This window comes from Nocardia pseudovaccinii NBRC 100343, from assembly GCF_001613225.1.
Lineage (GTDB): Bacteria > Actinomycetota > Actinomycetes > Mycobacteriales > Mycobacteriaceae > Nocardia > Nocardia pseudovaccinii.
The window spans coordinates 1-11,320 of record NZ_BDBY01000438.1 but is presented as its reverse complement, the minus strand read 5'-3'; the positions used below and the strand labels follow the sequence as shown (position 1 = coordinate 11,320).

Sequence of the window (11,320 nt, the reverse complement as noted above, 5' to 3'; positions counted from 1 at the left end):
ACGTGCTGGATTCCGATATCCCGCCTGTCCAGGCCCACAACTATGACCGTAGGTCAATATGGACTGGCGTGTGACCGCAGCGGACCCGCCACACTCCATAGCGAGATCGCGCGCGTACCAAGAAGATCCCCGAAATGGTCGCGGAAGCTGTGTCGTGCCGACAGGCTGGCCGCGGCTGTTGCGGGTGAAAATTAGGTGAGTGGCAACCCCTCATTGAGGGTCCAGCGGCCGTTGCGGCCTCGTACCCAGCCATTGGAGGCCGAGGTTCCGCCGTCGACAGGCAGCGTCACGCCGGTAACGTATGATGCCATTCGCGAACAGAGATACACAGCGGCATCGCCACACTCGTCGACAAATCCTTCCCGCTGAAGCGGGATGAGGCGATCCATCGCCGACTGAACATCGGGCGCCACGGCTGGCCATGCGGATTCGTCGACCGGGCCTCGAACTTGCCCGCGCGAGCCGGGTGTGGCCGTGTGGTCGGGCGCGATGCAATTGACACGGATGCCGTGCTCCGATAGCTCGAGAGCCATCGACTTCGTGAAGCTGATCATCCCGGCCTTGCACGCCGCGTAGACCGCGAAGGACGGAGCGGCGCGGGTCCCCTCGATGGAGGAGATGTTCACGATCGATCCGCCGCGACCACCACTGATCATCAGGGGCGCCGCCGAAGAAGTGGCGGCGAGCATCGACACGAGATTGATTTCGATATGACGGCGCCAGCTGCGCTCACTCTGCTCGAGAAAGGGCTTGCTTACCACTCCCCCGGCGTTGTTCACGAGGATGTCGAGGCGTCCGAATTGTTGGTCCGCCGCTCCTATCAATGCGCCCACCTGGGCAACTTCCATGACGTCCGTGGGCACCCCGACGGCATGGCCGCCGTTTGCGGTGATGGCCGCAACGGTCTCTTCACACCGCACCGGTTCGATATCCCCGATAACGACGGCTGCGCCCGCGGAAGCAAGTGCCAACGCTACGCCACGTCCGATGCCGCCCCCACCACCCGTTACCACAGCGACTTGGCCGTCCAGCGAAAGCCGCGAAAGATGATTCGTACCCATCGGCATTCACCTCTTACGTTTAGTTGTGCCACCGAACCGCCGTCTGCACCGCCTGTCATAGGTACATCCCGGCGTACCGCTCGAGTCCGTCCAGCGCTGCGCCAACGGACGTGCAAGGAAGTTGGAGAACGAACGAGTCGACACCCATCTCGGCCAGACGGCCGAGCAGATCGCGGTGTTCCTCCTCCCCTATGTCGCGGCGAAGGAAGTCACTGTGCGGACCCTGCACCTGAACAGTGATTTCGGCGTTTTCACCCTGCGCAACGACGGCTTGCTCGCGTACCTCCGCGATTCCGACCGACAACGTGTCGAGAGTCAGCGCCGCGGTCCGTGAAGTCTGCGCGATCTCCTCAGGCACCACAAGCGGGCTCCAGCCCCGATTCTGCGCGGCCCGACGCCGGGACAACCGGCTGTTGCCACCGATCAGAATCGGAGGGCCGCCAGGCTGGAAAGGCCCGGGAATGTGGGCGACTCCGATGCCTCGAAAGAACTTCCCATCGAAGGACGTTGGGTCCGGACCGGCTGACCACAATGACTTCATGGTGTTCAATGCCTCGTCGAAGCGCTCGTTGCGGGTATCGAAGTCGACGCCCATGGCAAAGAACTCCGAGCGGAGGTACCCCGTTCCAGCCACGACCGTCAGGCGCCCATCCGAGAGCAGGTCGATGGTGGTCAATGCCTTCGCTACCGCGAAGGCATTGTGGTACGGAAGCACCAGAAGGTGCGTCATCAGTCGAATATGATCGGTCACCGCAGCACTGAAGGCGAGTGACGAGGCAAGATCCAGCGTGTCGTGCCCACCCCGCTCCAGCCACTTCATTGATGGCGCCGGGTGTTCAGTGAAGGCAATGGCATCGAACCTGAGCTTGTCGGCGGTACTGGCGACCGCGGTGAAGCCGGCTTTGCTCAGTAACGCGCGGTCGTGACCGGGCCCACCAACCGGGTACTCGACAGTGAACTTCATGCCGGCACCCCGGTCGAGATGGCCGTCAGTGCGGCGACTACCGACGCACTGTCGGTGATGGTGGCAACCAATCTCAGCTGATGAGCCACAAGGAAGTCGTGGACTTCAGGTGAACTTCCGGCAATGCAATCCTCCGGTACCACAACCGAGAAGCCCCGGTTAACCGCCTCGATCACGCCCCCGATAACGCCGATATTGGTCGACACTCCCCCGAAGATCACCGTTTCGACCCGCAGTTGACGCAGGTACGACTCCAACTCGGTGTGATGGAACGGCGTGAGTCCGTGGACCCGACGAATCCATATATCAGACTCCATAGTCACGAGATCCGGGTGGAGCTCGGCCAGCTCGGTGCCCGCTGCAAGAGTGCTGTTGATCAGTCCCGCAAGTACCAAGCAACCACCCGAGGTGCCGATCCGGTCTCGCCTCGGCTCGATCGTTGACCACACCACAGGCATATCGGCGGCACGTGCGGCCGTAGTAATCGCATTTATCCGGTCGGTGGCACCGCGCGACCGCGCATGCTCGGCGAGCCCCGGAACGGTAGCCGTCGATGGGTCAACGGTCACACGCTGCCACTCGTGAATCACGACAGCGGCGCGGCGGCCGGACACGAGACCTCGGATAGCTCTGGACGAATCTGCGGCTGTCATCGGCGCCGGCCCCCCGGCTTCTCGTTGTCAGCAGCGTTCCGCGCAAGATCGGTGTTGGACATGCAGCCCATACAACCATAGATTAGTTAGATTATCTGGTTCCACCCCGAAGGAGCCTGGCAGCGCCAGGTTCCCGAAAGAAACGAGTAGACATATGGCTGACGTCGACGATATGCAGGGCCGGGTGGCACTGGTCACCGGTGGCGGCAAGGGAATCGGAGCCGCCATCGCTGTCGAGTTGGCTCAGCGAGGGGCGGCCGTCGCAATCAACTACCGTGCCGACCGTGCCGCGGCAGAGGCGACGTTGGCCGATATCGAACGCGCAGGTGGGCGCGCGATAATGGTCGGCGCGGATCTGTCGGATCTCGATGCGCCCCGACAACTCGTCGACGAGGTGCACAAGCATCTGGGTACCGTGGACTTGTTGGTCAACAATGCCGCCTTCTCCCGCATGGTTGCACCCGAACAACTGGACGTCACGCTGTGGCGAAAAATGTTCCGCGTCAACACCGAAGCGCCGTTTCAGCTCATTTGGCTGCTCATGGATGACCTGAAACGCAGTGGTCGTGGCGCGGTGGTCAACATCTCTTCCATCGAGTCCATGCGCCCCAGCCCCACGATGATTGCCTACGGGGCGTCGAAGGCTGCCCTCAACGCCCTCACAGCATCCACGGCTTTGGCGTTGGCAGCCGACGGTGTACGCGTGAACGCGGTGGCGCCTGGATTTACACGGACTCCTCGCGTAAACACCGTGCCCGACGAGATTCAACGAAAGATGTTGAGTTCCGTTCCTGTTGGCAGGCTCGCGGATCCCCGGGAGGTCGCACGCGTCGTGGCGTTTCTGCTGTCAGATGCAGCGAGCTACATCACTGGCCAGGTGCTACAGGTTTCCGGCGGCGCATGAAACGCCGCCCGACACGGCACATGCGAAACCATCCAGGGCATCAGGAAAATAGCTGAGAACGGTCACCGTGACAATCGACAGATCTGTTCGCTGGCTGGTGCACCCTGACTCACCGGTGAGTATCGGCGCCAGGGGTTCTGGTATGAGACGGCGAAGTAGCGATCGGCCGGCGCGGCGGCCGTAGCGAGCTCAACGCCGAATGCCAAACATTCCGCAAGGTGCCCGCCGAGCGATCGGATTGCCGCCGACCGCCAGGCAAGGCTCGCGCTGCCACCGGTCACAGACGAGTTGGCGGCGTTCGGCAAGGCTGCCGCACGAACACTATGTTCGTTTGGAATTCCAACGACTATGTACCCATCACCGACGCACTATTCGGCTCTCGACGTCGCCGCTCCTCGTGCCATGCGTGGCCGAGAAGTCATGGGCCGCAACCTACGGCTGTCGATCGTCGTACTCGGGGAGAATCGAGGCGCGCTGGTTGTCGGCGATGGAAACCGCCTTGTAGTGGAGGAATTCGTCGAGGCCTGCACGACCGCCTTCGCGGCCGAACCCACTGATACCCACACCTCCGAATGGCGTGTGAGAATTGATCTGATAGGCGCCGTTGACATACACCCCACCTGCCCTGAGCCGCTCGGCCAGGCGATGGATCCGCGTCACGTCTGTTGACTGGATGTAGGCGGCCAGTCCATAGTCGGTTGCATTTGCCAATCTGACGGCTTCGTCCTCGTCGTGGAATTTGATGATCACCAGAACTGGGCCGAAGATCTCCACCTGGGCGATCTCGTGATGGGGGTCGACATCGGCGAGAATCGTTGGCTCGACGAAGTTTCTCTCGGCGAGCTCTCCTGCTGGTCGCCCTCCGCCGAGCCGAAAAGTTGCCGCACCATCAGCTCGCGCTCGGTCCAGCATTCCCAAGACACGGTTTACGGCGGCTTCGTTGATCAGTGGCCCCACCTGAACTTGTGGGTCCAGAGGGTCACCCAGCGTGTACTCACTCGCGATCTCGACGATCCGGTCAACGACTTGCTCGTAGATGTCGGCATGAACGACCAGCCTAGTGGCCAGCGAGCAGCCCTGTCCGGCGAGAATGCCGATTGTTGACGAAACAGCTTGCTGACAAACGATTTCCAGGTCCGGAGCATCCGGAAAGACGAGACTGGCCGACTTGCCGCCCAATTCCATCACAGTCGGCTTGAGTTGTTCGGCGCTAGCCGCCATTATCCGACGCCCCGTGACCGGGCCGCCGGTGAAACTCACCTTCGCAATGCCGGGATGCTTCACCAGCGCTTCGCCGCATTCGCCGGCTCCTGGCAAGTTGCTGACCACGCCGCTCGGTATCCCGGCCTCCCTGGCGAGGACAGCGAACAAGTCGGGCACGAACGGGGTGACCTCCGCGGGTTTGATGACCACACAGTTGCCTGCTGCAAGCGCGGCGGCGGCTTTCATCCCCAATGAGATAATCGGACCGTTCCACGTAATGATCAACGCCACCACACCGTATGGCTCAGGCATGGTGTAGGTCAGCTCCGAGCGGGTATCGAGACTGGAAGTGGTTTCGCCGGAGATCTTGTCGCACCACCCCGCGTAGTACCGGAACCAGCCGACGGCTCCGAGCGTACCCGCGAGCCCCATCGCATACGGTGTCCCGGTGTCCGCGGCCCCGAGAGCGGCGAAGCGTTCGGCATTCTGCTCGATAAGGTCAGCGAGTCTCCACAGTACGTCTCGCCGGGCCTCCGGTCGCCAACAACGCCATGATTCACCGGCGAGCTGCGCAGCGGTGACCGCCTCGTCAACCTCGGACGCGCCGCTCAACGGAATTTCGGCCTGGACGACCCCGTCATAGGGATGGCGGTGTTCGTAGACGCCGCCGGATCCATGATCAAGATCTTTGTCGCCAATGCGGATTTTGCATACCAGTTCAGGTGCGGTTGTCTTAGCCATGCGTGATAAACCTTCCGATTCGAATGAAACTCATGTGCCCGTTGACAGGCTGTTGACGAAGCAATGCCTCCCTGCATCCGCGATCGGCTCGCTCTTTCCTGCGGGAATCAGCCTTTGACCGCGTCCGCGATTGCCTTGAACACCTCATCGGGCTCCTCGTACCGTTGGTCGGGCCCTTGCGGCCCATAACGAATGATGAGCCCGGTCAGGCCGCTGCTCAGCCATGGGTCAAGATTGCGTGCGATCCGCGACAGGGGGCCGACCAACCATCCGTGGTCGATGTATTCGTCAGGAACGGCCTCGATGGCTTCCTGGTGGCGCCCGGCCGCGGTCAGTTCTTGCAAGGTCCGGCTCAGCTCTGGGTAGCCGAGCGAAGCCAACTGCGCGTGTTGCAGCTGGGGCCACATCGCTACGTACTCTTTGAATTTTCGCATCGCCGCCCGAACGTCATCGTCGACCAGGACATCGACATGGGCCCAGACCTGAAAGTCGGAAATCGATTTCCCATTGCCGGCTCGTCGGAAGCCTTCCTCGAGAAGCGGCATGTACGTCGCCAGCATGCCCGGGGAGAAGGCGGCCGGGAACCAGCCGTCAGCAATCTCAGCTGTGGTGCTGATCATCTTCGGTCCCGCTGCACCCACGAGGATCGGGATGTGCGGCGTTGGTTGCAGGAACGTCGACATCGGCGCACCACCGTCTGCGGGTACATCGATTTCGCGACCGTGATTCTTCAGCGGCTGCCCTGAAAATCCCTGCCGGAGCAGCGTGACGAAGTCGCGCATCCGGTGAAGCGGACTTCCCCATGGTCGAGCATGCAGTCCCGCAGACACTTCCGGCGAGCTACTGCCCAGGCCCGCTATCACTCGCCCATCCGCCATGGCAGACAGCGTCTGGAAGCTCATCGCCGTCACGCCCGGCGATCGCCCGGTGACCTGCGCAATCCGCGTACCCAAAGTCAGTCGGCTGGTATGCGCCGCGACATGGCCCAGAGGTGTAGAGCAGTCGGATCCGAATCCCTCTGCGGCGAACACGGCATCATAGCCATATCGCTCGCAAGCCTTGATCCGCTCGATCGGAACGCGGAAATCGCGGTCTTGCCAACGGATTTCGCTAGCCAGCTTCATCATCGGCCTCCTTGTGGGGCGAGGGACAGGGTGCGGTCATAGACGAGGAATGTGCCCGGGACCGGTTGGGCGCGACGATGGTGCTCTCTTCTGTGCAAATGTTGAGTCCGTCGACGGAACCTCGCCACGTTCGGTCGCCCACCGAAATCTCGCGCGGGGACCCGGCGACGAAATGGCAGCCGAGGCCGGCCACCGTCCACACGCTGAACCGACGGTGAACCGTCACCGATGGCGGTAGCAGGCGCTGCGCACCACCACTGGTCGGCACGTATACCACCGCCGTGAACACTGCTCGCTTGTCCACCGGCACGACTCCGCCACCTCGAGCGCGCGAAGCGAACTTCGGCAACAGCGAGTCGTCCGGCACCAGGCGCTACGACAATGGGGCCACCGCGACCGAACATCATGCAACTCAACCGATTCCGGTGCGCCACACCGGAACCACATCCGGGTGAGACATGGTCCAAGTTGTCATTTTTGCCGCGTCGGGTGTGATAATGCATGCGATGAGCGAACCCGTCTTTGGTGAACGAAACCCCTCGATTCCGTTGACTGGCCGAGGTCGGCGCACACGTGAACGGTTGGTGCAGGCCGCGATGGTCTGCTTCCCGAAGTACGGCTATACCGCCACCAATGCCACGGTGATTGCGACCGAGGCCGGGCTCAGTCACAGCTCGTTCTACGTCTACTTCCCCACTAAGGAATCCATTTTCGAAGAAGTTCTCCAACGGGTGACCGAAATTCTGCGAGAAGAGATCCGCCCCGCCGATCAGGTAGACGGACTCGACTTCATGACTCGGCTCGACGTGGAGAACCGCAGGTACTTCGACTTGTACGAACGGTTTGCGCCGCAACTTCAGTTCTTTGACGAGGTAGCGCGTACTCGGCCCGATGCGCAGGTGGTCTTGACGCAGGTGCGCCGACGCTACTTCGATGAGTTCGCGTCGGTCCTGAAGCGTATGCAGTCGCGCGGCGAGTTGGATGCTGCAGTCGATGCGGATTCCTTGGCCTACGTATTGGGAGGCATGACGGAAAGGGTCGCCTACTATGTCGCCACCGATCCGTCCTTGGATCGAGAATTGCTGATTGGAGCGGTCAATCGGCAATGGCTGCTCGCGCTCGGTCGCGCGTAATTCGGCGATGCCTGGCGTCATGATGACGCGGTCAGTCAACCCAGGTCCATGTTCGTGAGCGATCGTAGGTCACGATACGACCGAAGGACAGTCCTGGAAAGTGTGAGGAAGCTGCGGGAAAGTTGCCATCCTCGATTTCTTTACGGATGACGTCCTTCTGACGAAGTGCAAGCTCTGGGTCGAGGTCACCGCGAATGTGAAACGTCGGGTCGATGAGCTCCATCGCGCAATGAAACGTGTCGCCGAGAATGTAGGCGGTTTCGCCCGCCGAGGACACTACGGCGATCGCGTTTCCCGGAGTGTGCCCGGGCAGATGGCGCAGAAGAATCCCCGGCGCGACATGGGTGTCATTGGTCCAGAGTTTGATCTGATTCTTGGCCGGTGACATGCGGTCTCGCATGGATGGGACGCCCAACAGCACGCGGAAGCCGGTCTCATCGGTGGGGTCTCCCTCGAGGTAGTAGGCCGAGTCCGCAGAATGGACCCAGATTTGGGCGTTCGGGAATGTCGATCGGTTCTCCGCTGAGACCCAACCCATGTGATCGGGATGCATGTGGCTTACCACCACGTCGGTGATGTCGCGGGGGTGCACACCGAGTCCGCGCAGGCTCTCCGGCAACGATCCACAGCGGACGGATTGGCGATCCAGAGCATTCACAGTGAGAGCGACCTCAGACTCCGGCATGCCGAACCGGCGAAACATATCGGCATAGGCTTGCACCCCCGCCGGATCGTCTGCGGGCCGGTGGATGCCGCCGTCATGGCTGGGGCCGAGGCCGGCGTCGACCAAGACGAGCTGGTCGCCGCTGCGAATGAGGAAACCGCCAACGTCAGCGTGGAATTCGGCGTTGCTGGTGATGTATCTCGAGTGCGGAGCGAACTCCTTGCTGTCGTGAGGGGGAAACCCGGGGGGTTCGTTGAAGACCATCGTTCCATCCCAGACGGGTTGGATCTCCAGATCGCCGACCTTCATCGTTCACCACTTTCTTGGATTGTTACGCACCGGTGCCGCTGACCACAATGTGTTGGCCGTTGACCCATGACGCCTCATCGCTGATGAGGAACAGCGCGACGTGGGCGACCTCGTCGGGATCGCCGATTCTGCCCAGTGGGTGCTGGGCTGTGAAGGCCGTCAACGTGCTGCCCGGTTCGGCGCCGTGCTGGCGGTCTCGTTCGTCCAATGCCGCCCGCAGCGTGGCGGTAAGAATTGGTCCAGGACAAATTGCATTAACGCGCACTCGGTCAGCCAGGAAGTCGAGCGCGATCTGCTTGGTGAGACCCAGCAGCCCCGCTTTGGCCGCCATGTTCGACGCGACGTTCGGAGTGCCGAACAACGCCCCGGAACTCGACGTGAAGATCAGGGATCCGCCGCCTGCTTGCACAAGGTGTGGGACCACTGCTCGCGCTGTGTAGAACGCCGCTGTGAGGTTGAGGTCGATGACCCGTTCCCAGACCGCGTCGGAGGTGGTGATGACCGTGCCTTCGCCTCCGCTTCCCGCGTTCGCCCAGCACGAATCCAGGCCGTCGAAGCGTGTCGCGATTTCGGTGACACAATCCTGGACGGCCGCCGAATCGGTCACATCACATACGAACCCTTCGGCTGTCCAGCCGTTTTCAGCGATCTCGGCCACCGTCTCATCGACCCGATCCTTGTCGAGGTCGACGACAGCAACTCGGGCGCCCTCTCGTGCGAACATACGCGCGCCGGCTCGCCCCATCCCGGAGCCGGCACCGGTGATCACGCATCGCTTGCCCTGCAGTCTGGCGTTCACAGTGCCTCCTGTCGGAGACGTGCCTCTGCCGCGGCCGCAAGTTCGGCGGGGTCGAACCCTCGCATCGTCAACCGCAAAGCCCGGATGCGCCAGCGACCTTCGTCGAGTTCAACGGTGTTGGAGTAATAGCCGCTCAGTTCGAGCCGTTGGGCGGTCTGCACTCCGGATGAATCGGCGCCATACCGGAATTGCCGCATCTGCACATTGGCCAGAATGTCGGCGGTGCGCTCGCCGGTGAAGACGATGAACGGGTTGCTGATGTCGTGCTGCACGTAGGTTGTGTCGTCGTGGTGCGCTTCAGGTAGCGCCAATGCCACGAACTCCTTGCGACCAAGCTCCACGGGAGCCTTGTCAGCTGGTCCCCCCGAAAGCGGAAACGCATTGCTGGACAGATCCCACAGCACTGGATCTGTCACGCATTGTGCGAATACATCGCGATCACCGAAATCCATAGCGAACATGAACCGATACATCAACGCCGTGATCTCAGCGCGATGATCACCGCGAAACTGGGCGCCGTCTGACCAAGCATTCAGTGGTACAGGACATTTCAAGGCAGGCTCCTTAACCCGTCGTTGTAGTGACATCGCATGGTCGCGCAGCGTGGCCCGCGGCCGGATGCGACAAGATGAAGCTCACAGGCCTCACACGCGGCGTCGACCCGCCCCGCGCACCGGCCCGCAGGGTCTGCCGTGACGGCGAGCGTTGTGGCCGCTCGTCCCGTTGGCTGAACAAGCTGCCGGGACAATGGATCTGGGTGACGCGCGCTACTTGGTCGGCCGCGTAGGCGCGCTGGCCCGAGCGATCGATCGGGCCAGCGAGGCCAATACCGATGTCAACCACACTCAGGGATTCGCCTGCCATTCGCGCATATGCGAGGTCGAGGCGTCGCTGCTGAGGCTCGGCGGTGATCGGATCACCGATTTGCCCATGCTCACCACTCACGGCACCGATCTGATCGATGACCGCGCCGTCAACCGGCTCAGCCAACGACGAGGAAGCCGCCCCGCTGGCGCCTAGTTCCGCCCCGATCAGCACAGCGGCGGCCGACCTTTTCATCGAAATATCTTTCAGGCCCAGCTCGGCCCGCCGCCATCCACGGCGACCAGTGCACCGGTCTGGTAGCTGGCGTAATCCGAAAGTAGCCATCCTGCGACCGCAGCCACCTCTTCGGCGCGACCCGGGCGTTTCGCCGGCACAATCGGCAACTCGGCGGAGTACATATCGGTACCGACCCGCTCGGGGGTCATGATCGCACCCGTGGAGAGAAGGTTGACTCGGATCTTCGGCCCATACGCGCGCGCCGCTGATTTCGTCAGTCCGATCACGGCAGCCTGGGAAGCACACGGTGCTGGCAGGGCCCCGATGCCCAGCTCGGCAATTGCCGAACCGTGGTTGACGATCGCGCCACCGTGTTCGGCCATCGCCTTACATTGGTACTTCATTCCCAGAAATGTGCCATCCACCTTCACGGCGAAGACATCCCGCCGCTCCTCCAACGAAACCTCATCCAGCACTGCCGGTTTCTGATCGATGCCAGCGTTGTTGAATGCACCGTCGATCCGACCGAATCGGGTGATCGCCTCGTCGACGAAATGTCGCCAACTGCTTTCGTCGGTGACGTCCAGTCGAAGGCCCAGTGCCTTCCCGCCGAAATCATTTATGGCGGCGGCGTGCTTTTCGACGTGTTCGGCACGTCGCGCACCAATCACAACCGTCGCACCCGCCTTGGCGAATCCGTAAGCCGCCGCCGCCCCGATCCCCT

At 62.1% G+C, this 11,320-nt stretch carries 12 protein-coding genes and 1 pseudogene; 3 read left to right on the top strand and 10 right to left on the bottom strand.

Going from position 1 to position 11,320, the window contains the following annotated elements:
• Positions 1 to 191: 191 nt before the first annotated feature.
• Genes NP3_RS45440 through NP3_RS45430 form a run of 3 tightly spaced genes read right to left on the bottom strand, consistent with a single transcriptional unit; the run spans position 192 to position 2,639 of the window.
• Positions 192 to 1,061 carry an SDR family NAD(P)-dependent oxidoreductase gene (locus NP3_RS45440; RefSeq protein ID WP_063047892.1) on the bottom strand — a complete coding sequence of 290 codons (870 nt, stop codon included), beginning with the start codon at positions 1,059 to 1,061 and terminating at the stop codon, positions 192 to 194.
• Positions 1,062 to 1,116: 55 nt separating this feature from the next.
• Positions 1,117 to 2,025 carry a TIGR03619 family F420-dependent LLM class oxidoreductase gene (locus tag NP3_RS45435; protein WP_063047891.1) on the bottom strand — a complete coding sequence of 303 codons (909 nt, stop codon included), beginning with the start codon at positions 2,023 to 2,025 and terminating at the stop codon, positions 1,117 to 1,119.
• The gene (locus NP3_RS45430) at positions 2,022 to 2,639 is read right to left on the bottom strand and encodes a cysteine hydrolase family protein (protein WP_063047890.1); all 618 of its coding nucleotides are present in this window, start codon (positions 2,637 to 2,639) and stop codon (positions 2,022 to 2,024) included. The genes NP3_RS45435 and NP3_RS45430 overlap by 4 nt, the downstream gene beginning before the upstream one ends.
• A 193-nt stretch (positions 2,640 to 2,832) precedes the next feature.
• Here NP3_RS45430 and NP3_RS45425 point away from each other — a divergent pair, with 193 nt between their 5' ends.
• Positions 2,833 to 3,582 (top strand): SDR family NAD(P)-dependent oxidoreductase, encoded by a 750-nt coding sequence (locus NP3_RS45425; protein WP_063047889.1) that lies wholly within the window; start codon positions 2,833 to 2,835, stop codon positions 3,580 to 3,582.
• A gap of 432 nt (positions 3,583 to 4,014) precedes the next feature.
• On the opposite strand, the gene NP3_RS45420 is transcribed toward NP3_RS45425, so the two are convergent.
• The 3 genes and pseudogenes from NP3_RS45420 to NP3_RS51055 all read right to left on the bottom strand — a co-directional run.
• On the bottom strand, positions 4,015 to 5,526 hold the full coding sequence (locus NP3_RS45420) for an aldehyde dehydrogenase family protein (RefSeq protein WP_063047888.1): 1,512 nt from the start codon (positions 5,524 to 5,526) through the stop codon (positions 4,015 to 4,017).
• A gap of 107 nt (positions 5,527 to 5,633) precedes the next feature.
• Positions 5,634 to 6,653, bottom strand: coding sequence for an LLM class flavin-dependent oxidoreductase (locus NP3_RS45415; RefSeq protein WP_063047887.1), 1,020 nt, complete (start codon positions 6,651 to 6,653; stop codon positions 5,634 to 5,636).
• 178 nt (positions 6,654 to 6,831) lie between these two features.
• Positions 6,832 to 7,020, bottom strand: a pseudogene (locus NP3_RS51055) (transposase); the annotation flags it as partial.
• A gap of 136 nt (positions 7,021 to 7,156) precedes the next feature.
• On the opposite strand from NP3_RS51055, the gene NP3_RS45405 reads away from it, so the two are divergent.
• Positions 7,157 to 7,783, top strand: coding sequence for a TetR/AcrR family transcriptional regulator (locus NP3_RS45405; RefSeq protein WP_169814694.1), 627 nt, complete (start codon positions 7,157 to 7,159; stop codon positions 7,781 to 7,783).
• A gap of 31 nt (positions 7,784 to 7,814) precedes the next feature.
• Here the strand turns inward: NP3_RS45405 and NP3_RS45400 are convergent, their stop codons facing one another.
• The 3 genes from NP3_RS45400 to NP3_RS45390 are packed head-to-tail and all read right to left on the bottom strand — an operon-like array spanning position 7,815 to position 10,142.
• Positions 7,815 to 8,756 carry an MBL fold metallo-hydrolase gene (locus NP3_RS45400; protein WP_063047884.1) on the bottom strand — a complete coding sequence of 314 codons (942 nt, stop codon included), beginning with the start codon at positions 8,754 to 8,756 and terminating at the stop codon, positions 7,815 to 7,817.
• A 22-nt stretch (positions 8,757 to 8,778) separates the two neighbouring features.
• Positions 8,779 to 9,555, bottom strand: a complete 777-nt coding sequence (locus NP3_RS45395; RefSeq protein WP_063047883.1) for an SDR family NAD(P)-dependent oxidoreductase — start codon at positions 9,553 to 9,555, stop codon at positions 8,779 to 8,781.
• Positions 9,552 to 10,142: a nuclear transport factor 2 family protein gene (locus tag NP3_RS45390; RefSeq protein ID WP_084509702.1), complete on the bottom strand. Its 591-nt coding sequence runs from the start codon at positions 10,140 to 10,142 to the stop codon at positions 9,552 to 9,554. The genes NP3_RS45395 and NP3_RS45390 overlap by 4 nt, the downstream gene beginning before the upstream one ends.
• A 136-nt stretch (positions 10,143 to 10,278) precedes the next feature.
• Between NP3_RS45390 and NP3_RS45385 the strand changes: the two genes are divergently transcribed.
• A complete protein-coding gene (locus NP3_RS45385; protein WP_157124990.1) occupies positions 10,279 to 10,575 on the top strand; it encodes a hypothetical protein in 297 nt (98 codons plus the stop codon).
• Positions 10,576 to 10,625: 50 nt separating this feature from the next.
• Here the strand turns inward: NP3_RS45385 and NP3_RS45380 are convergent.
• Positions 10,626 to 11,320 (bottom strand): SDR family NAD(P)-dependent oxidoreductase (locus tag NP3_RS45380; RefSeq protein ID WP_063047880.1); only part of this gene is annotated, 695 nt, incomplete at its 5' end.